This window comes from Streptomyces sp. NBC_00820 (genome assembly GCF_036347055.1).
In the GTDB taxonomy this organism is placed as follows: domain Bacteria; phylum Actinomycetota; class Actinomycetes; order Streptomycetales; family Streptomycetaceae; genus Streptomyces.
Map to the genome: position 1 here is coordinate 5180951 of NZ_CP108882.1, position 20421 is coordinate 5201371.

21 protein-coding genes and 1 pseudogene are annotated in these 20421 nt (G+C 71.7%); 16 read left to right on the top strand and 6 right to left on the bottom strand.

Annotation, left to right across the window (positions count from 1 at the left end; all coding sequences use genetic code 11):
• The first annotated feature begins 37 nt into the window (after positions 1–37).
• A complete protein-coding gene (gene ppgK / locus OIB37_RS23565) occupies positions 38–829 on the top strand; it encodes a polyphosphate--glucose phosphotransferase (RefSeq protein ID WP_330459586.1) in 792 nt (263 codons plus the stop codon).
• A 90-nt stretch (positions 830–919) separates the two neighbouring features.
• On the opposite strand, the gene OIB37_RS23570 is transcribed toward ppgK, so the two are convergent.
• Positions 920–1489: a DUF6542 domain-containing protein gene (locus OIB37_RS23570; RefSeq protein WP_330459587.1), complete on the bottom strand. Its 570-nt coding sequence runs from the start codon at positions 1487–1489 to the stop codon at positions 920–922.
• 198 nt (positions 1490–1687) lie between these two features.
• On the opposite strand from OIB37_RS23570, the gene ychF reads away from it, so the two are divergent.
• On the top strand, positions 1688–2776 hold the full coding sequence (gene ychF / locus OIB37_RS23575) for a redox-regulated ATPase YchF (RefSeq protein ID WP_330459588.1): 1089 nt from the start codon (positions 1688–1690) through the stop codon (positions 2774–2776).
• A 629-nt stretch (positions 2777–3405) separates the two neighbouring features.
• Here ychF and OIB37_RS23580 read toward each other — a convergent pair.
• The gene (locus OIB37_RS23580) at positions 3406–3798 is read right to left on the bottom strand and encodes a PIN domain-containing protein (RefSeq protein ID WP_330459589.1); all 393 of its coding nucleotides are present in this window, start codon (positions 3796–3798) and stop codon (positions 3406–3408) included.
• Positions 3795–4061, bottom strand: coding sequence for a hypothetical protein (locus OIB37_RS23585; RefSeq protein WP_093779986.1), 267 nt, complete (start codon positions 4059–4061; stop codon positions 3795–3797). Before OIB37_RS23585 ends, OIB37_RS23580 begins: the two co-directional genes overlap by 4 nt.
• Before the next feature lie 398 nt (positions 4062–4459).
• Here OIB37_RS23585 and OIB37_RS23590 point away from each other — a divergent pair, with 398 nt between their 5' ends.
• From OIB37_RS23590 to OIB37_RS23600, 3 genes are read left to right on the top strand one after another with little or no spacing between them, the layout of a single operon-like run.
• Entirely contained in the window at positions 4460–5056 is a 597-nt protein-coding gene (locus OIB37_RS23590) for a hypothetical protein (protein WP_330459590.1), read from the top strand.
• Positions 5053–5292 (top strand): type II toxin-antitoxin system Phd/YefM family antitoxin, encoded by a 240-nt coding sequence (locus tag OIB37_RS23595; protein ID WP_330461949.1) that lies wholly within the window; start codon positions 5053–5055, stop codon positions 5290–5292. Before OIB37_RS23590 ends, OIB37_RS23595 begins: the two co-directional genes overlap by 4 nt.
• Positions 5289–5543 (top strand): Txe/YoeB family addiction module toxin, encoded by a 255-nt coding sequence (locus OIB37_RS23600; RefSeq protein WP_330459591.1) that lies wholly within the window; start codon positions 5289–5291, stop codon positions 5541–5543. The genes OIB37_RS23595 and OIB37_RS23600 overlap by 4 nt, the downstream gene beginning before the upstream one ends.
• 65 nt (positions 5544–5608) lie before the next feature.
• Here OIB37_RS23600 and OIB37_RS23605 read toward each other — a convergent pair whose 3' ends face one another.
• From OIB37_RS23605 to OIB37_RS23615, 3 genes are all read right to left on the bottom strand, one after another.
• Entirely contained in the window at positions 5609–6778 is a 1170-nt protein-coding gene (locus tag OIB37_RS23605; protein WP_330459592.1) for a hypothetical protein, read from the bottom strand.
• 159 nt (positions 6779–6937) lie between these two features.
• Positions 6938–8338 (bottom strand): M14 family zinc carboxypeptidase, encoded by a 1401-nt coding sequence (locus OIB37_RS23610; RefSeq protein WP_330459593.1) that lies wholly within the window; start codon positions 8336–8338, stop codon positions 6938–6940.
• 13 nt (positions 8339–8351) lie between these two features.
• Positions 8352–8519: a hypothetical protein gene (locus OIB37_RS23615; protein WP_330459594.1), complete on the bottom strand. Its 168-nt coding sequence runs from the start codon at positions 8517–8519 to the stop codon at positions 8352–8354.
• A gap of 47 nt (positions 8520–8566) precedes the next feature.
• On the opposite strand from OIB37_RS23615, the gene OIB37_RS23620 reads away from it, so the two are divergent.
• The 11 genes and pseudogenes from OIB37_RS23620 (at position 8567) to OIB37_RS23670 (ending at position 20391) form a co-directional block, all read left to right on the top strand.
• On the top strand, positions 8567–9796 hold the full coding sequence (locus OIB37_RS23620; RefSeq protein WP_330459595.1) for a ThiF family adenylyltransferase: 1230 nt from the start codon (positions 8567–8569) through the stop codon (positions 9794–9796).
• Entirely contained in the window at positions 9793–11055 is a 1263-nt protein-coding gene (locus tag OIB37_RS23625; RefSeq protein ID WP_330459596.1) for a hypothetical protein, read from the top strand. Before OIB37_RS23620 ends, OIB37_RS23625 begins: the two co-directional genes overlap by 4 nt.
• A gap of 423 nt (positions 11056–11478) precedes the next feature.
• The gene (locus OIB37_RS23630; protein WP_330459597.1) at positions 11479–11730 is read left to right on the top strand and encodes a hypothetical protein; all 252 of its coding nucleotides are present in this window, start codon (positions 11479–11481) and stop codon (positions 11728–11730) included.
• A 14-nt stretch (positions 11731–11744) separates the two neighbouring features.
• Complete coding sequence (locus OIB37_RS23635) at positions 11745–12932, top strand: SPFH domain-containing protein (protein WP_330459598.1); 1188 nt, start codon at positions 11745–11747, stop codon at positions 12930–12932.
• A 309-nt stretch (positions 12933–13241) separates the two neighbouring features.
• Positions 13242–15683: a DUF4132 domain-containing protein gene (locus tag OIB37_RS23640; RefSeq protein ID WP_330459599.1), complete on the top strand. Its 2442-nt coding sequence runs from the start codon at positions 13242–13244 to the stop codon at positions 15681–15683.
• Complete coding sequence (locus OIB37_RS23645) at positions 15671–16063, top strand: hypothetical protein (protein WP_330459600.1); 393 nt, start codon at positions 15671–15673, stop codon at positions 16061–16063. Before OIB37_RS23640 ends, OIB37_RS23645 begins: the two co-directional genes overlap by 13 nt.
• Before the next feature lie 140 nt (positions 16064–16203).
• The gene (locus OIB37_RS23650) at positions 16204–17517 is read left to right on the top strand and encodes a DUF4190 domain-containing protein (RefSeq protein ID WP_330459601.1); all 1314 of its coding nucleotides are present in this window, start codon (positions 16204–16206) and stop codon (positions 17515–17517) included.
• A 220-nt stretch (positions 17518–17737) separates the two neighbouring features.
• Entirely contained in the window at positions 17738–18490 is a 753-nt protein-coding gene (locus OIB37_RS23655; protein WP_330459602.1) for a GntR family transcriptional regulator, read from the top strand.
• Positions 18491–19152: 662 nt separating this feature from the next.
• A complete protein-coding gene (locus OIB37_RS23660) occupies positions 19153–19344 on the top strand; it encodes an SPOR domain-containing protein (protein WP_330459603.1) in 192 nt (63 codons plus the stop codon).
• Positions 19345–19374: 30 nt separating this feature from the next.
• A complete protein-coding gene (locus OIB37_RS23665) occupies positions 19375–19785 on the top strand; it encodes a (deoxy)nucleoside triphosphate pyrophosphohydrolase (RefSeq protein ID WP_330459604.1) in 411 nt (136 codons plus the stop codon).
• 176 nt (positions 19786–19961) lie between these two features.
• Positions 19962–20391 (top strand): annotated as a pseudogene (locus OIB37_RS23670) (ATP-binding protein).
• Positions 20392–20421: the final 30 nt, after the last annotated feature.

Below are 20421 nucleotides of genomic sequence, written 5' to 3' on the forward strand. Positions count from 1 at the left end.
TGGCGTGACCGTCAGTGGCCCGTCGTAACGTGGAGCCATGCAGATCTTCGGCGTGGACATCGGCGGATCCGGGATCAAGGGCGCTCCCGTGGACCTGGACAAGGGCGACCTGGCCCAGGAGCGCTGCAAGGTGCTCACCCCGCACCCGGCGACGCCCGACGGGGTGGCCGACGGTGTGAAGCAGGTGATCGACCACTTCGGCTGGACCGGCCCCGTGGGCCTGACCTTCCCCGGAGTGGTCACCGGCGGCGCCGTCGTGCGTACGGCGGCGAACGTCGACCCCAGCTGGATCGACATGGACGCGCGCGCCCTGTTCAGCGAGCGGCTGGGCGGCCTTCCGGTGACGGTGGTCAACGACGCGGACGCGGCGGGCGTCGCCGAGATGCAGTTCGGCGCCGGCCGGGGCCACGGGGGCACGGTCATCCTGCTCACCTTCGGCACCGGCATCGGCAGCGCCGTCTTCACCGACGGCGTCCTCGCCCCCAACACCGAGCTGGGCCACCTGGAGCTGAACGGCCACGAGGCCGAGAAGCGCGCGTCCAGCAAGGCCAAGGAGGACGAGGACCTCAGCTGGGAGCACTGGGCGCGCCGGGTGCAGAAGTACCTGGCCCACGTCGAGATGCTCTTCTCGCCCGACCTGTTCATCATCGGCGGCGGGGTCAGCCGCAAGGCCGACAAGTTCCTGCCCCACATCAAGGGCATCAAGGCCGAGATCGTGCCGGCCCAGCTCCAGAACAACGCGGGGATCGTGGGGGCGGCCATGCGCGCGGCCCAGACGGAGACGGCCGCGCAGGGCACCCCGGGGGAGCGGCTGACCCAGGAGGGGTAGCGACTCGACCGCGCGGCACCGGGCGGGGAGACTCGCGGCGGTCGGTAGGTAGCCGGGCCGTAGCCAGCAGCCCGCCCGGCGGTGCGCCGGTCAGTCCCGGCGCCGCCTGCTCCGTACCCACCGCACCCGGCGGACGAGCACGATCACCGCGGCGATCAGGGTCCCCCCGTACAGCCAGCCCGCCTGCGTGGCGAGCCCGGTGACCAGGCCCATCAGCCGGCCGAGCAGCCCGGCTCGGCCGTCGGCCACCGGGAAGAGGCCCACGGCGAAGGCGATGGGCAGGGACACGGGGGCGGTCAGCAGGTCGTTGCCGCGCACCCACAGGGCGGTCAGTACGCAGACCGGCAGGAACAGCACGCCGTACACGGTCAGGGACGCGCCGAACAGCAGGTCGTCCAGGAAGCCGGACAGGGCCATGGCCGCCGCGCAGAACAGGCCCGCTCCGAGCCCGGTGAGCCGGGGGCCCGGCAGTCGGGGGCCGGGCGGCACGGGCGGTGCCGGCGGCCGGCCGTCCCGGACCCGCCGGGCGGCCTGTTCCGCCTCCGGCACGGGCCTGTGTACGTCGGCCGGGCCGCGCCGCGCCTGGGGCGGCAGGTGCGCGGACCGCGGCCCGCCGCGTCGCGGTCCGTCGTTCGGGGGTCGCGTCCTGGGTTGCTCCACTGGACCAACTTAGGTCGGTTTATGTGTCGAATCATCGACCAGACACGCCGATGAGCAGAGCTTGGCCGGGCGTGCGGGGGCGCTCGGCGCTCCCGCGAGCCCGTCGTCGCGGACGCCGTAGACTGGTGGATCGGCCAGTGTCTGCAGTGTCTCCTGGCCCCTGAGCCCCTGGCCCTCTCATCTACGGGAAGTCGCAACGTGTCGCTCACGATCGGAATCGTCGGCCTGCCGAATGTCGGCAAGTCGACCCTGTTCAACGCCCTGACCAAGAACGACGTGCTGGCGGCCAACTACCCGTTCGCCACGATCGAGCCGAACGTCGGCGTCGTCGGTGTTCCCGACGGCCGCCTGGCCAAGCTGGCCTCGATCTTCAGCTCCGAGCGCATCCTTCCGGCCACGGTCGACTTCGTCGACATCGCCGGCATCGTGCGCGGCGCCTCGGAGGGCGAGGGCCTGGGCAACAAGTTCCTCGCGAACATCCGCGAGTCCGACGCGATCTGCCAGGTCATCCGCGCCTTCAAGGACGAGAACGTCGTTCACGTCGACGGCAAGGTCTCGCCGAAGGATGACATCGAGACGATCAACACCGAGCTGATCCTCGCGGACCTCCAGACCATCGAGAAGGTCCTTCCCCGCCTCCAGAAGGAGTCGCGGATCAAGAAGGACGTCGCGCCGAAGGTGAAGGCCGTCGAGGAGGCGAAGGAGATCCTGGAGCGGGGCGACACCCTCTTCTCCCAGGGCATCCTCCAGGGCACCGAGCGCGCGGAGCTGCTGCACGACCTGCACCTGCTCACCACCAAGCCGTTCCTCTACGTCTTCAACGTCGACGAGGACGAGCTGACGGACGAGGGCTTCAAGAACGAGCAGCGCGCCCTGGTCGCCCCGGCCGAGGCGATCTTCCTCAACGCCAAGCTGGAGCAGGACCTCGCCGAGCTGGACGAGGAGGACGCCATGGAGCTGCTGGAGTCCGTCGGCGCCCAGGAGCCCGGCCTCGCCACCCTCGCCCGCGTCGGCTTCAACACCCTCGGCCTGCAGACCTACCTGACGGCCGGCCCCAAGGAATCCCGCGCCTGGACCATCAAGAAGGGCGCCACCGCCCCCGAGGCCGCCGGTGTCATCCACACCGACTTCCAGAAGGGCTTCATCAAGGCCGAGGTCATCTCCTTCGAGGACCTGGTCGAGACGGGCTCCGTCGCCGACGCCCGCGCCAAGGGCAAGGCGCGCATGGAGGGCAAGGAGTATGTGATGCAGGACGGGGACGTGGTGGAGTTCCGCTTCAACGTTTAATTGAAAGCTAAACCACTTTCTGAGGTTTTTGGAAAGTGCAGGTCAGAAGGGGTCCACCTTTTAGGGTGGGCCCTTTTCTGATGGTCTGGGTTAACTGGAGATGGGCTCGAGCCGCCAGTGCTGAGTTGAGGGTGTGACCGTGGCCATCTGTGGGCACCTGTCGGCATCCCTGAGATTCCGTACCGTGCTGACTTTCGGGCTGTATTGCGAGCCGCGGTCATGTCGTTCTGGGGTATGGGACTTCGGGGCAGTGCAGAGCTGCTCCAACTTGCTGACGAAGATGAACTGGAACCCGGCTAGGTTCGCCGAACGACTACCGGTCACCGCGCGTCCACGACGGTCGGCTCCGAACGGAATCGCTGGGCTAGTTCACCCCTTTACCTGAGCGAGGTCAGTGCCTACGGCGTTCCGTTTACGAGGTCACACGCTGGCTCGGCCATCACTCGGTCAAGATCCCGATCGACATTTACAGATTCTCGGGAATTATGGCTGTTGCCACAGTGGGCTGCGCCCGCTGCCGGGAGGTCTTGACGCTGCCTGTCCACCTTTACGCGATCAGGTGGCCGTGCCTATCTCCACACCTGCGACAGCTGGGACCGCAGGGGCTCGTCATTGGAGGTCATCGATGGTCAGACGGTGCGGATGACAGGGGCGGGTTTGATGTCCTGGGCGTCGATGAGGGTGCGGATGTCGTTCGGGTCCGAGGTCCAGATGATGGCGCCGAGGCTGGCTGCGATGGTCACGACGGTGGCGTCGACGATGTCGGAGGTGCCGGCCTTGCCGCAGAGGATGCCTGCGGCTTTGGCGGTTTCGAGGCCGACGGGTACGACGTGGCACCCGGCGAGGAACTTGCCGAGTCTGACCTGGCGGCGGGAGTCCCGCCATGCCTGGCTGACGACGACGGATGGGACGTGGATGTCCCGGCCGTCTTCGAGGGCCAGGCTGTGGCGGGCCCACATGCGTCGGTCGTCGTTGTTGATGGCGATGAGTACCCCGGCGTCGTACAGATAGGGGATGTTCACGCGGCCGAGGCTCCCGAGCTGCTGAGGTACTCGGCGTCGGCGGCGGCCAGGTCCGCTCGGGCGGCGGCGAGCTCTTCGGGAGTGAAGGCGCCGTGTTCTGCCTGCCACTCCTGGATGACGGCCCGGCCGGCACGCAGGCGCAGCTCGCGTTCGGCTGCTCCGGCGACGAGGCGGGAGAGTGGGATGCCTTCTTCTTCGGCGGCTCCGGCCAGGGCTTCGACCAGGGATTCGTCGAGAGTGATAGTCACCTTCTTGGTAGCCATACATCAACCATAGCGTGGTATGGCCTTCGGGTGTTGATGCAGGGATCGCGTGGCGGTGAGCGCGGAGGGCGTGAGTGCATCCAGCGAGGAGGGCCTCGCCGATTCGATAGACCGCGAGGCCGCGGGGCTGCGGGGGAGGCTGGGACCACATTCGCCGGAAAGAGTTGATTGGTGATGAATGTCTTGCTCGGCTGCGAGGCGGCGGTGCACGGTTTCGAGCACGGGCCAGGCGAAGGATCGGGGCTTGGGTGGCGAGCGTTTTTCAGAGGTGCAAGAGGGATGTCCGGGACCGGAACTTTCCCTGTGATCGTCCGCGGTGTCGGCATGGGTGGACGGTCCGGTACCGGGAACCGGGCGGTAGGCGCGGGCGCCAGCGAGAGAGGTCGTTTCCTCGTCGGGTGGGCTCGGATGGTGCGGACGCTTTCGCCGACAAGGTCGAGAACGACCTGAAGGCCGGCATTCGCTTCGATCCTGCGCGAGGGCTTGTGCCGTTGCGGGCCTGGGCTCAGGAGTGGCTGGAGCGACGGGTCATCGGTGAGTCGACGCGCCGCAACTACGAAGGGTTCATCCGTAACCATCTCGTGCCGCGCCTGGGCCGGAAGATGCTGGCCGGGCTGGCGCGGCGCGACTTCGAGGAGTTCGCCAAGAACGTGCACGCCTCTGGTGCAGGGCTGGCGGTCTCCACAGTCAATGACCGGATGGTGATGGTGGCCGCCATGCTGGGGGCAGCCGTCGTTGACAAACGCATCCCGGACAATCCCGCGCGCGGCGTCCGGATATCCCGGGCGGACCCCTGCGTAGTGGACGAGGACGAGATTCCCACGCTGGGCGAGGTCGATCTGATCGCGGAGCACATCGCCCCGCAGTACCGGCTCGCGGTCTACCTTCAGTCGGGTACCGGCCAGCGCCCCAGCGAGGCCCTGGCCTTCTCCACCGAGTGCCGACGCTCTGGTTTCGTCAGGATCCGTAAGCCCGTAAGGCTCTCTTTCCGCTGATCAAGAAGGTCAACGACGATCACGAGGCCATCGAGATCGTCTCCAAGCACGGCAACGCCGTTCTCGTCTCGGCCGAGGACTACGCGGCCCTGCGCGAGGGCTCCTACCTGCTGCGCTCGCCCGTGAACGCACGACGACTCCTCAAGGCGTACGAGAACGCCCTCAGCAACATCAACGTGTCGGAGCGCGAGCTGATCGATCCGGATGCGGCGGACGCTGGTGCGGGTGCCGAGTGAGGCTTGTCTTCGAGGGTCAGGGCTGGGAGGACTACACGTCCTGGCTCAAGAACGACCGTAAGACGCTCGCTCGGATCAACAGGCTCATCGAGGACGTCAAGCGTGACCCCTTCACGGGGATCGGCAAGCCTGAACCGCTCAATTACCACTTGCCCGGGGCGTGGTCGAGGCGGATCGACGATGAGCACCGCCTTGTCTACCTGGTCATGGACAAGGAGATCGTCGTCCTCGCGGCGCGCTATCGCTACTGACCGCCGGGCTGTCCGTGCCGGGGTGCCATGAGCCGGGTGTCTCGTCCAGGGCGCGCTCGGGGACCCTACGGCGCAACCCGCCTGAACATCGGGTCGAATTCGGAGTCCTCCTCGTCGACGAGGTGCGGGAGGAAGCCGTCGGGGGTGGTGCGCGGGGCGGTGGTGAGGAGGCGGGTCAGGACGTCCTGGTCGGTGGCCGGGGGGAGGCGGAGGGCGGCGAGCAGGCGGTCGCGGACGGCGGGGTGGTCCGGGTGGTCCTGGAGGTAGTCGGAGTTCAGGGCCGGCGGGCGGAAGCCGGCCAGGGCGTCGTGCCAGGACGGAAGGACGATCGCGAGGGTCAGCGCTTCGGCGAGGGACTCGGCGATCAGGGAGGCCCGGCCCTCGGAGTCGGTATAGAGGACGGGGCGGGGGACGCCGGGGACGGCCGGACCGCAGAGGTAGTGCGTGCCGCCCGCGTTGCAGCCGGCGACCGGCTCCACCGGAAGGCCGTTGGGCAGGGCGATCGGCTCGATCGGGTCGGTGCGGGCGATGTCGAACTCACCGTCGCCGGCCAGGTAGGCGGCGACCTCGGGATGCGCGGCGATCCTGTGGAGCAGGACGCTCTCCGAGAGGATGTTCGGGTTGAGGGCCGTGACGACCGCGGGGGTGAGGGCGTGCCCGGCCAGGACGTGACGCACGGCGTCGAGGGGGACCGGGCGCTCGTAGTCCTCCTCGAAGTGGTCCTGCACCGCCTCCGCGGAACGGTCGGTGAGGAGGCCGAAGAGGAAGTCGGAGCCGTCCGGGTCCGCATTGTCCGAGGGGAAGTCGATGGCCGAGCCGGTGCGCCAGGCGGTGTCGCCGGTCTCCCGCCACAGGCACGCGGTGACGCGGGTGAGGCCGAGGCCCTCGTCACGGAAGGCGGGCTGCTCCAGGAGCGGGCGCAGCACGGCGGGCACTTCGTCGACGACGCCCGGCCAGGTCTGTCCGTCGTCCGTACCGTAGGGGCTCATCCGTGACTCGTGGTCGAAACCGCGTATGAGCACGCCGGCCGGGGAGAAGAGGACCGAGAACTCGTCCCCCGAGCCGTTCTCCATCAGGGCCGCCTCCACGCCGGGACCCCAGGCGGGGTCGAACGTGTAGGAGGCGGAGCGCGGATCGCCGCAGATCGTGCCCTCCAGGACGGCCAGCGCGCGCAGATGGGCGCGGAGTTCGGCGGGTTCGGGGAGGAGGGCGGCGATCTCGTGCACAGTGGTCATGGCTGTATGGAAGCAGTCCGCACTGACAGTCCCCCCCGGGAGGTCCACGTGGTCCGGACCGGACGGCGGGACGCTGCCGGCAACGGATTGCGGCGGCTTGCGACAGACCGCGCGTTTCCGCCGGGCCTGCTCAGCCGCCGCGTGTCCCCGATTCCCCGCTCACCGCAGGGACTTCAGCGCGCTCTCCGCGGCTGCCGTGACCGTGCGTCTCTGGTGTTCCACCTGATCGCGCACGGGTACCCAGCGCACCCGCAGAGCCTTCTCGAAATCCGTGCACCCCGCGGTGAAGAGTTCGTCCAGCTCGCGGTGGAGCGCGGGGGCGGCGGGGTCGTCCGCCGACTTCAGCAGGCGGAGCAGGAGGCCCGCCGCGCGGAGCGGCTGCCGGCGGGCCACGATGTCCAGGGCCGCTACCTGGGCGGTCGTCAACCGGCGCGGATCACCGGCGTGTGACGCGGCGGCCGCCTGCCGGGCGAGTGGTTCCCAGGAAGCGGCGACGATGTCGTAGAGGCCGTCGGCCATCCACTCCACCACGCGTCTGAGCGGGTCGTCCTGGGCCGGCGGCAGGAATCCGCGCGCCTTGTCGAGGACGGCGGTCACCTGCCGTCCGCCGTCCAGCACCAGCCCGGCCAGGTCGCGCAGCGCGTGGTCGGCCCGCGGGTGCGGGGACAGGTCCTCGGCCATGTCGGTGGCCCACATGGGCACTTCGACGATCGCCGTGACGCCGCCGTACCGCAGAGGCGCGCACCAGGTGGACAGCCCTATGTTCTCCGACCCGGCCGCCAGGCGGTCGGTGCTGTCCGGCGGAGGCAGGACGTGGACCGCGGGGCTGGGGTTCTCCCAGCCCAGGGCGTCGTACGTGCCGTGCTGGAGAGGAATTCCGAGCTCGGCCGCCGACGCGCGGAAGGGGGCGCCCAGTTCGGGGAGGTCGCGGGTCAACTGCACCCAGCTGCCGCCCACATCGGTGCTGTGCAGGGAGCACTGGAGGACCGGCCGCGATTCGTCGATCACCTCGAACAGCGTCCGCGTCTCCGGGAGCGGCCGCGCGGCGATCGGCGCCCACTCCGGCTGTTCCGCGGCGATCGGGCGGTAGGCGGTGCGGTAGTAGTGGCTCAGGGTGGGGGCGGCCGTCGGTTCGTCGGCCGTGGGGGGCGTTCCTTCGGCGGTGGCCAAGCTGGGTGCGTCGCCCAGGCTGGGTGCCGTGCCCTCGCTCGGCGCCGTGCCCTCACTGAGTGCGCCGCACTCGCTCAGCGCCGCGCCGTCCGGGTCGAGGCACAGGATGATGTCCCAGGTGACAGCGGCGGGGTCGGTCGCCGGGGACCGCCGGTCGCCGCGTGCCACCCGCTCCGCCAGCGCCAGCGCGGTCGCGCCGCCGACCGGCTCGTCGGGGTGCGGTCCGGCGACCACCAGGATGTGGCGCGGCCCGTGCCCCACGGACAGCATCAGGATCGGACGTCCCGCGCGGGACGTCCCGACCCGGCGCAGCCGGCCGGTTCCGGGGAACCGGGAGACCAGCCGCCGCGCCGACTCGGTGACCTCCGCGACCGTGGGGTAGCGGTCCATCGGGCGGGTCAGGTCAGGAACCGCCGTTGCCACCGCTGTCGCCGGTGGTCTCCTTCTTGTCCAGCGGACGGATCTCGATCTTGTTCGGCATGTCGTGTCCCTTCCGGTGGTGGCCGTGCCGTGCCGTGCAGGAGATTGATGTGCTCTTGCCAGGCTTCGCGTCGGGGGTGACTGTTGTCAACGACCGGTGCCGCCGGAGGAGCCGGTGCTGACGAGATTGGCGTGAAGATGACGCTGCGAGCGATGCGACGGCCTCGGATCAAGCCCGAGCACCGGGCCTACCGGACGGTGGACGGCCACGTAAGGATCGGGAGCGTCGTCCACGGCATCGGGTCCGAGGTCAAGGACCCCGACGGCTGGGTGTGGACGCTGGTCGAGGTCATGGACGGCACGCGGGACGCCGAGGACATCGTCGCCGAGGTGTCCCGTCGCCATCCGGGACTGCGGTTACCGGCCCCGGACATCGTCCGGGCGATGACGGACCTGACCACGGCCGGGTTCGTGGAGGACGCCGGTGCCGCGCCGCCGGCGGAGCTGTCCGAGCGGGAACGGGAGCGGTACGGCCGGGGCATGACGCTGCTGCGCTGGATGGATCTGCGGCCGCGGGAGAGTGCCTGGGAGCCGCAGGTGCGGCTGCGCCGGGCCCGGGTCCTGCTGGTCGGTGTCGGCGGTACCGGCGGAGCGGCCGCCCGGGACCTGGTGGCCTCCGGGGTGGGGCGGCTGCACTGCGTCGACCCGGACGTCGTCGAGCTGTCCAACCTCAACCGGCAGACGCTCTTCCGTGAGGACGACCTCGGTACGGCCAAGGTCGACGCGGCGCTGACGGCGTTGCGCGCGCTGAACTCGGACACGGAGGTCACGGGTGAGCGCCGGGAGGTACGCGGACCGGCGGACCTCGAAGCCCTGCTGACCGGTGCCCCCGGCGGTTCCGGCGACCCCCGCGGCTCCCGTGCCCTCGGCGGCAGACCGGCGTGCAGCAGACCGGCGTACGACGTGCTGCTGCTGGCCGCCGACCGCCCCGCCGTCATCCGCAGATGGGCCAACCAGGTCTGTCTGGCATCCGGCACCCCGTGGGCCGAAGCCGGTTACCGCGGCCCGCTGGTGAGTGTCGGGGTCTTCACGCCCGGCCGGGGCGCGTGCTGGGAGTGCCTGCGCATCGCCGAGGCCGAGCGGCGCGATCTGCGGCTCGCGCCCGGACAGGACGAGGACGTCGCCTCGCCCCGGATGCCGTGGAACCCGGCCAACGCCGTGACCGCGGGTCTGTCCGGCGGTCTGCTGGCCCATGCCGCCATCGCGCTGCTGTGCGGCATCCCGCGGATCGACCCCGGATACCGCTCCGGCCTCAACCTCATGCTGCCCGGCGACGCGATCATGCAGCGCTCGGACCGCCGCCCCGACTGCCCCGCCTGCGGAACGGAACCGTCCGGGGACGGGGAGGCCCCGGGAGACCACCCGTGACCGGCACCGCGGCGGAGGACCGTCCCCGCATCGAGCCGTCGACCCGCGTCCTGCTGCACGATCTGGCGGTGCGGCGCGACCGGGACGAGTGGATCGTTGGCCGCATGGCCACCCGCACCTTCGTCGCCATGCCGGCGGCCGGGGCACGGGCGGTGGAACTCCTGGGCCAGGAACTGAGCGTGTCCCGTACGGCGCGGATGCTGCGTGACGAGACCGGTGAGGAGTTCGAGATCACGGACTTCGTCAGGGATCTGACCGCTCTGGGGTTCGTGGCGCGGATCGGGGACACGCCGGTCCCGGACGGCGAAGCGCCACGCGCGTCACTGCCGTGGCTGCGTCCCCGCCATGTGCGGTTCGCCCTGCATCCGGTGCTCCCCGTGTTCGCCGGTGCGCTGCTGGCGGCCGCCGTCGCCGTCCTGATCCGCCGTCCCGCACTGCTGCCGGGCTATCGCGACCTGCTGTGGAGTCGGCACGGCAGCCTGGTCCTGCTCTCCGGGGCGGCGGCCGGGTGGGCGCTGGTGCTGGCCCACGAGCTGGCGCACCTGGTCACCGCCCGCGCCGCGGGCGTGCCGGGGAGGATACGGCTGGGCACCCGGCTGCAGTTCCTCGTCATGCAGACCGACATCAGCGGCATCGAGCTCGCGCCCCGCCGCCACCGGCTGACGGCCTACCTGGCCGGCATCGCCCTCAACGTGTCCGTCGCGTCGTCCATGATCCTGGTCCTCGCCCTGACGGGCACCGGGACGACGGCCCACCGGCTGCTGTCCGCCGCCCTGCTGCTGGCCCTGCTGCCGCTGCCCTTCCAGCTCATGGTGTTCACCCGTACGGACCTGTACTTCGTCCTCCAGGACCTCACCGGCTGCCGGAACCTGTACGGCGACGGTCTCGCCTACGCCCACTACGTCTTCCGGCGGGCGCTGCGGTCACCGCGCTCACCACGCTCCGGCGGGACCGGCGAACCCACCCGGGCCGGTGACCCGAGCACCCGGCTGCCCGCGCACGAGCGCCGGGCCGTCCGCCTCTACAGCGTCGTCCTCGTCGTCGGCACGGTGGTCTGCCTGACGTTCATGGCCGCTGTCACCCTGCCCGCCGACATCACCTTGCTGGTCCGCGCGGCGCGGGCACTCGGGCCGGAGCACGGCCTCGCGGCCAACGCCGACGGGGCGGCGGTGCTGGTCACACTGGGCGGGGTCAACGTCCTCTGGGCGGTCACCCGGTGGCGCGAGCGCCGCTCACGCGCGTCCGCGAAAGCGGCCTGAACGCGCCCGAACGCGGCCCTTCCGGGACGCCCGCGGACACCCACGGACGCCCGCGGACGCCCGCGGACACCCACGGACGCCCGCGGACGCCCGCGGACACCCACGGACGCCCACGGACGCCCACGGACGCGCACCGGACCGGTCCGGGCCGCCGGGCCCGGCCGCCGAAGCGTCCGGGCGGGGTACGAGGAGACCGGGGACCAGAACGAAAAGGCGTCCCGACCTGCGAAGACGCGGATCGTGCGGTGTACTGGCCGCGACGGTCCGCCGGCCGGCCGCGGTACTCCCGGGCCGGCGCGGAAGGGCCGTCCCGGGACGGCGGGACTCAGGTCCGGGACAGGGTGCCACCGCGGTGTATGCGCCTGTCACGGGCAGGTCTAATGTCGGATCTGACAGGGCCAGAACGATGGGAGGCAGTCGGCGATGGCACAGGACGAGGCCGTGATCGGCTGTACGGGGGAGCTGCTCATCGCCACACGTGGATCCGCCGGTCCCGGCGAGATCCTGGTGCGGGTCAGAGGCGGCTCCGAGACCTTCCTCGCCTGGTCGCAGGAGCCCCTGCCGCTCGGAGCGACCGTGCTCGTGGTCGATTCCCGAGGGTGCCGTGAGGTCGACGTCATCAAATGGGGCGATCCGTTGGACACGTTGGGCGGCCTGGCCGCCGACGTCGACTGAGGAGACGAAGCAGTATGTTCGGTTACCGCGTTCCCGCTCCCGACGAGGCGATGCTGATCTCGGGTGGGCGGCGGGGACTGGGGGGCGCGCCGTTCCGGGTGGTGACGGGGCACGGCAAGTTCGTGCTTCCGGTCTTCCGCAAGGTCCGCTTCCTCACGCTGTCGATGTGCGAGGCCGAGGTCACCGAGACCTGTGTCACCAAGCAGGGCATCGCGTTGCACGTCCGTGCCGTCATCGCCTTCAAGGTCGGCAACGACAGCGAGAGCATCATCAACGCAGGACAGCGGTTCCTCTCCGACCAGGAGCAGATGTCGGTCCTGACCGGCCGGATCTTCGCCGGCCACCTGCGCGCCATCATCGGCTCCATGACGGTCGAGGAGATCGTCACGGAGCGGCAGAAGCTCGCCGCGGAGGTGCTGGACACCTCCAAGACGGAGATGGCGAAGATCGGCCTGATCGTGGACTCGCTGCAGATCCAGTCGATCGACGACGGCGACACCGGCTACATCGACGCGATGTCCGCGCCGCACAAGGCGGCCATCCAGCGGCAGGCCCAGATCGCTCAGGCCCAGGCCAACCAGGCCGCCGCCGAGGCGGAGCAGGACGCGGCCCGCAAGCAGGCCGAGTACGCCCGGCAGACCGCGGTGGTCCGGGCGGAGTACTCGGCCCAGGTGGACCGCGCTCAGGCGGAGGCCGCCCAGGCCGGACCGCTGGCGCAGGCGCACGCACAGCAGGAGGTGCTGGCCGCTCAGACCGAACTGGCCCAGCGCCAGGCCAAGTTGCGCCAGCAGCAGCTGGTCGCGGAGGTCGTGAAGCCCGCGGAGGCCGAGGCGGAGCGGGTCAGGATTCTTGCCGCGGCCGAGGCGCAGCGGATGAGGATCCAGGCCGAGGCGGCGGCCTCGCACGACCGCGTCGCCCTCGACCGGATGCTGATCGACCAGCTCCCGCTGATCGTGAAGGAGGCCGCGGGAGGTCTGGCCGGCGCCAACGTCAACGTCCTGAACGGCGCGGACGGACTCGGCGAGATCGCGGCCGGCCTGGTCGCCCAGGGCCTGACGATCCTGGACTCGGTCCGGCAGAACCTCAACGGCCAGAACAGCCAGGGCGGTCAGAAGACGGCCGACCGCCCCGAGCAGGTCAACGGCAGGCTGGAGCTGCAGGGCCCGCGCGCGGACGAGCGGGAGACCGGCGGGGAGAAGTAGCGGACGTCAGGCGCCGCACCGTACCGCGCGGCGCCATCCCGTACCGCGCGGCGCCGTGCCGCAACGGTCCCGCCCCGCACCGCTCCTTGCCGCGCCGCAAGGCGATTCGCGCCGCGTCACCGTGCGCCGCCCCGCTGGAGACTTCTGATCCAGAACGGCACCGCCCCCAGGGGTGGTGCCGTTCGCCGCTCCGGCCGCGTTGTCAGTGCCGCCTGCCATCATCCCGGCCATGTTCTACGACGCTCAGGTGCACGCATCCCGCAGACATGAACCGTTCGTCCAGGCGGAGTTCGCCGGTGCGGGGCACCGGTGAATCCGGCCCAGCGGCTCCAGCGCGCGATGACCGACCCGTCCGCCCGGACCGAGGACATCGGCGCCGACCTGGCGCGGATCTCCGACGAGGAACTCGGCACCCTGCTCCCGGATGCCCACACCCCCGATCCCGCTGACACGCGTGCGATGTCGACGACCCGTGCCGCGGTACGCCGGACCGGCGGTGAGCGGCAGCCGCGCTACACCCCCGAGGCGTGCCGCCGGTTGTTCGAGGCGCTCCTCGCATACGCGCGTCTGCGCGGTGGCTCGGCCGACCTCGCCATGGCCGCCGGATCGGTGCTGCGGTGCACGGGCCCGTGGCCGGACCTCTCCGAACCGGCCCGTGAGCTGGTCGAGTTCGCCCTGGCCAAGCGCGATGTGCCAGAGCCGTACGCGCTGCTCGCCGTGGCGGGACTCGCGGGCGCCGCAACGCTGCGCGGGGCCGCGGAACGCCTGGCCGCCGAAGCGGGCCCCATCGGGGCGGACGAGATCGCGACCTTCGTCGAACTCGCCCCGGCCGATTGGGTATTGCTGGCCGAGGTCGGCCGGGTCCTGCACTACGGCTCTCTGCCGCTCCTCCCGGACGCGTGGCGGAGCCTGGCCGGTCTCCCGGCCTACGTCGCCTACGCCCGCCGGGCGTTGGAGGCGGCGGCCGACCGTGCGGACGCGATCCACGCGGGGGAGATCCCCTACCGGTCGGACAAGGCGTTCGCGCCCCGCGAGGTCTCCGCGCTCGGGCGTGCCGCCCGGGTGGCGCTGCTGCGCGACGAACCGTGGCTGCCCGGACTGGCCGACCGGCTGCTGCCCGGGATCGCGCTGGCCCCGACCGCCGCCAGGACCGTGCCGTCCCAGGCGCTGCTGTACGAACTGGCCCGCGCGGTACAGGACTTCCCGACACCCGAGCTGGTGTCGGGGCTGCGCGCCCTGCGCGGGACCGTCCGGCACGCCGGGGTGCCCAAGCAACTCGGCAAGATGCTCAGGGTGACGGACGCGGCACTCGCCGCGCGGACCGACGTCGCGCTGCGGCTGCCGAGGCTCGGTTTCGACGAGGACGGCGTGCTGCGCAGGGAGACCGGCGACGGGTACGCGGCCGTCGTGACGGTCACCGGGACCACCGCGGGGAACGCTGCCGGAGCTGCCGCGGGGGACTCTGCCAGGACCGCCGCGGGGAACGCTGCCGGAATTGCCGCGGGGACCGCTGCCGGGACTGCCGCCGGCGTCGTCACCGTGAGCTGGGAGAAGGACGGCCGTCCCCAACGTTCCGTCCCCGCGCCGGTCCGCCGCGACCACCCCGGCCTGGTCAGGGAGGTCCGTGACCTGGCGAAGCGGGTCGACGTCCATCTGGCCACGCTGGCCCGGGCGTTGGAGGGCGGCTACGCCTCCGACGCCGTGCACCCCTACGGCTGGTGGCGTGCCGAGCTGGCCGGGCATCCGCTCGCCCGGGCCCTCGTACACCGCCTCGTCTGGGAGGTCGAGACAGGTCCCGGCGAGTGGCGGGCCGTCCTGCCCGGGACCGGCGCGGACCTCCCCGACGCGCCCGACGACGCCCCCGTACGCCTCTGGCATCCCCTGCGCTCCACGCCCGCCGCCGTGCGGGCCTGGCGGGACCTGCTCACCGAGCGGCGGATCCGGCAGCCGTTCAAGCAGGCGTTCCGCGAGATCTACCTGCTCACCCCCGCCGAGCAGGAGAGCCGCACCCACTCGAACCGGTTCGCCGCGCACCTCGTCCACTACCGCAGGATGTTCGCGCTGTTCCGCGCCCGGGGGTGGACGAGCCGGCTGCTCGGCGGCTGGGACGACGGCGACGGGGACGAGGCCGTGCGGACCCTGGGGGAGTGGCGGATCCACTTCCTGCACACCTGGGCGAGCCTGGCCGGCGACCACGAGCTGGCCGCGACCGACCGGGTCCGTTTCACCCGCCGGGTGGAGGGCGGGTGGCGGGACGCGCCGCTCGCCGACGTGCCCCCGCTGCTGTTCAGCGAGGCGATGCGGGACGTGGACCTCTTCGTGGGTGTGACCTCCATAGCCGCCGACCCCGACTGGACCGACGAGGGCCCCGCGCGCGTGTACTGGGAGCAGGCCGGGTTCGGAGAGCTGACCGCGGGTGCCGAGTCCCGTCGCGACGCGCTGGCACACATCCTGCCCAGGCTCAGGATCGCCGGCCGATGTGCGCTCGACGGCCGCTTCCTGGTGGTGCGGGGCGACCTGAACACGTACCGGATCCACCTGGGTTCGGGGAACATCCTGATGGAACCCGGCAACGCCTACCTGTGCGTCGTTCCCGCACGGGGCAGGACCGACGGCCGGCTGTTCCTGCCCTTCGAGGACGAACGGCTCTCCCTCATCCTCAGCAAGGCGTTCCTGCTCGCCGCGGACGACGACATCAAGGACCCGTCGATCCGTACCCAGGTCGAGCGAGGTGTCCGATGGCCGGCGTGACCTTCCGGGACGAGACCGCGACCGGCAGGGCTGTCGCCGCGTGGGAGGTCGGCGGTCTCCCGGACCGGATGACCGTGCGCGAGCTGATCAGGCTGCGCGTCCGTGAGGAGGTCACCCGGTACAACTCCCGCCCGGCGAACCGGTTCGCAGGCCTGGTCCGCCCCGAGGGCGCCACGACCGAGCCGGGCGGCTACCGCCTGGCCGTGCCCCGCCCGCTCGACTGGGAGCGCCAGGCCGTCGCCGCGGAGCGGGCCTTCCGCTCCAACGGTTTCTTCGTACTGGCAGGTGACCGCCAGGTCGAGGACCTCGACGAGGAGGTGGACCTCACCGCCTGCCCGGGGCTGGTCTTCATCAAGCTCATTCCCCTAGTGGGCGGCTGAGGGGGGAGCGTGCCACCGCACGCCCGGTTCCGCCCCCGGCGCGCGCCCCGCTTAGCATGCGCGCAGTCGTACGTCAGTCCGCCGCCGGTCCCGCCGTCGGTCTCGCGCTGTCGCCGCCCGAACCAGGAGCACGGTAACCGGTGTCCATACCTCCGCCCTTCGGTCCCCAGCCGCCGCAGGGGCCGTACCAGCCGCCCCAGCCTGCGCAGCCGCATCAGCAGGGGGCGTACGGGCCGCCGTCGTACCCGCAGTACCCGCAGTACCCGCAGAACCCGCAGAACCCCTACGGGACGCCGGGGGTACCGGGGGTACCCGGCGCGCCCGGGTACCAGCCGTGGGGGCAGGGGTACAGCCCCTACAACCGGCCGGCCCCCGTAAGCGGCCTCGCCATCGCCTCGCTCGTGACGGGTGTGCTGTGCTGCCTGCCCGGTGTCGGTCTGGTGCTCGGGCTGATCGCGCTGCGGCGGCTCCGCGAGCGGGGCGAGCGCGGCAGGGGGATGGCGATCGGAGGCTCGGTGCTGTCCGGGATCGGACTGGTGCTGGGGATGGTGCTGGTCGTGACGGGCAGCGACACCTACATCTGGAACGGCTTCCAGGAGGGCGCGCGCGCCGGCGCGGGGTACGCGCCGGCCAGGGGCGAATGCTTCGACGAGCCGGGCGGCAGGCTCACCGGCGACACGGACGGCGTCGACAAGGTGCCCTGCTCCGGCGCGCACGACGGTGAGGTGTTCGCCACCTTCGACCTGAAGGACGGTTCCTACCCCGGCGACGACTCACTGGCCGCCGCCGCGGACAAGCGCTGCTACGGCCTCCAGTACACCTACGCGATGGACAGCTGGGCCGTCCCGGACGACGTCGACGTCTACTACCTCACCCCCACCGGCGACAGCTGGTCGGCAGGCGACCGCGAGGTCACCTGCGTGTTCGGCAACACCACCGAGGGCAAGGACCTCACCGGATCGCTGCGCAACGACGCGTCCGCCCTCGACCCCGACCAGGTCGCCTATCTGAAGGCCGCTCACGTCTTCAACGCGGCCATGGACACCGCGCCGGACGCCGAGTATGTCGAGGACGACCTGCCGGGGCACAAGGCGTGGGCCGGGCGCGTGTCGGCGGCTCTGGCGGAGCAGGCCCGGATGCTGCGCGGCCACCCCTGGCCCGCCGACGCCCGGGCTCCGGTCGCCGCGCTGGCCGCGGGCCTCGACGACGCGCGCGCGGAGTGGGCGAAGGCGGCGGAGGCGGACGACGCCGACGGCTTCTACCGGCACTACGACGCCGGTATGCGGCTCCTCGACGCGCGGCGGTCCGTCCCCCCGCGCAAGGCCCTGGGCCTGGAGACCACTCCGCCCGCGGTCGACGAGGGCGGCAACGGGGACGACGGCGACGGCGGCGGCGGGGACAACCGTGGCGACAACGGCGGTGACGGCTCGGGAAGCACCGGCATGCAGGTGTGATCGTCGCGGAAGCGGGGAGCTATACGGGGGTCCATGCCGGGGTCCACGCCGGGGTCCGCACGCGGGCCCACTCGGTGATCTATAGCGGGGCGAAAGCGCCTGGGTAAAGCCCTCCCCGGGCATAAGTCATCACATCGAGTGATTCTCTGGCCTTTGCTTGCATGGCACAACCCACGGTTGCCAGGCTGTTGCTGTCTGTACAACCTGATGGGAGCGGCCAGTGACTTTCGGTGAACAGCCGGCGTATCTGCGTGTCGCGGGTGATCTCCGCAAGAAGATCGTCGACGGTTCGCTGCCGCCTCATACCCGGCTCCCGTCGCAGGCCCGCATCCGCGAGGAGTACGGCGTCTCGGACACCGTCGCGCTGGAGGCCCGCAAGGTGCTGATGGCCGAGGGGCTGGTCGAGGGCCGCTCCGGATCGGGAACGTACGTGCGCGAGCGCCCCGTGCCGAGAAGCGTGGCCCGCTCCGGGTACCGGCCCTCCGGCGGGGCCACCCCGTTCCGGCAGGAACAGGCCGACGCCGCCGCGCGCGGCACCTGGGAGTCCCGCAGCGAGCAGGCCGAGGCCGGGGCCGCGATCGCCGAGCGGCTCGCCGTCCAGACCGGCGACCGGGTCATGCGCACCGCCTATCTGTTCCGCGAGGCGGGGGAGCCGATGATGCTCTCCACCTCCTGGGAGCCCCTCGCCGTCACCGGCCGCACCCCGGTGATGCTTCCCGAGGAGGGCCCCCTCGGAGGCATGGGCGTCGTCGAGCGTATGCGTGCCATCGACGTGATCGTGGACAACGTCACCGAGGAGGTCGGCGCCCGCCCCGGCCTGGCCGAGGAGCTCCACCTCCTCGGCGGTGTCCCCGGACACGTGGTCCTCGTCATCCAGCGCACCTACTACGCCTCCGGCCGCCCGGTGGAGACCGCCGACGTCGTCATCCCGGCCGACCGCTACCGGGTCGCCTACCACCTGCCCGTCAAATAGCGCCCACGCACGACCGTTCGCCGCCCGTACCCTGTCCGCCGCACCCCTCGTCACGGTCGCGAGCCGCCCTGCCGCACCCCCTGCACGGCCGTGCCTCCCCGACACGGCCGGCCGTGCCCCTCGGTCGCGGCGGCGCCCCCGGCGCCCCGCCTCGCCCCGCCTCGCCCCGCCCCGCCCCGCCTCGCGCGCGCCGAGGCCGTCCGGCCGCCGGCGCACACCGTCGCCCTTCGCCATTCACTCCCGGTCCCAGTGAAGTAGCCCACACCGCGCGCCCCGTAGCGCGCGCCACGGCACGCCCCCGGGCCCGCGCCCGCGTCGTCCGGTGCTCGCCCGGACTCTCCACGGCCGCTGTGATCCGGTCGTTCTCCCAGGTGATCCCGGGTGGCCCCGGGGGTGCCCGATATGCCCCCCGGCTCCGCGGAACCGAGCCGCGAGGCGGCGCATTCGCTGTCGTGCGCCCCCTGTGTTCTGGCTGGTTGCGTACCTCTTTGTGAAAAGCCGTATTCGGTGCGTGAAGGTTGGGCGTACGCTCGGGCATATGCGGATTGCGGTTTCCTTAGGCGGGGCGCGGCGGGAGCCCGGGACGGGGACGGAGTCCCTCCGCGCGAGGGCGGTCCAACGTGGGGGAGGGCTGGGCGGTGCGAGGAAGAGCGGTGGGGGCGATGAGTGAGGGAGCGGTCTCTCTGCCCTGGATCGTGATACGGCAGGACGACAACGGCAATCGCTACCGCGTGGGCCGGTACGCGACCCGGGCGGAGGCCCAGAAGATCGCGGACAGTCTCGACGACCGCGGCCACCAGCAGCTGTACTGGGTCGAGCGGATCAGTCAGACCGGGGACGGCGCTCGCAACTGACCCCGAGCGCGCTGCCGTAGGCTCCGCCCCATGACCGAACGGATCGTGGTGGTCGGTGCCGCCCTGCTCGACGCGGGCCGGCTGCTCGCCGCGCGCCGCAGTGCGCCCCCCGAGCTGGCCGGGCGCTGGGAGCTGCCCGGCGGCAAGGTCGAGCCCGGCGAGCGGCCCGAGGACGCCCTGGTGCGCGAACTGCGCGAGGAGCTGGGCGTCGACGCCGAGGCCGTCGAGCGGGTGCCGGGGGAGTGGCCGCTGAAATCCCCGTACGCCCTGTGGGTGTGGACCGCCCGCCTGCGGCCGGGCTCGGCCGCGCCCCAGCCCCTCCAGGACCACGACGAGCTGCGCTGGCTCACCCCCGACCGGCTCTGGGAGGTGCCCTGGCTGGACCAGGACGTGCCCGCGGTCCGCGAGATCGCCGCCCGGCTCGGCGCCGGAACGCACTGACCTATTCCCCGTGCGGCGAGGCCGGGGCACTCCGCCGTACGGCCGGTACGTAGCCGGTACGTAGCCGGGATGTGCCATGCGCCTCGTACGCCGTTCGTGCCACTGTGCACCCGGCCGCACGGTACTGCCCCCCGGAACCGGGTATGTGCCTATTAACCCCACGAAACCGGACATGGGTGGGCTCGCTGGCCTGGGAAGTGATCGGGCGTGATCGACACTGAAGGCGATTGTGCCGAGTGGACCTTTCCCGCGGAACCTGGCGCCGTGCGTACCGCTCGTGCCGCCGTCCGTGGCCAGTTGCTCGGCTGGCATCTAGGCAGCCTCGCCGACCTCACGGCGCTGCTGGTCAGTGAGCTGGTGACCAACTCGCTGCGGCATGCCACCGGTCCCATCGGCGTACGGCTGGTGCGGCCGGCCGACGTCGACGGCGCGTTGCTGGTGGAGGTCTCCGACCCGCTGCCGGATCCGCCGCGGGAACGGGTCGCCCGCCCCGAGGACGAGGGCGGAAGAGGCCTGCAGTTGGTCGCCGGCTCCTCGCGCCGCTGGGGCACCCGGCCCGGCGACGTCGGCAAGACCGTGTGGTTCGAGCTGGCGGTGCCCGGCTGAGTCGGGGGTGTGACGGGGGCTCAGGTTTCG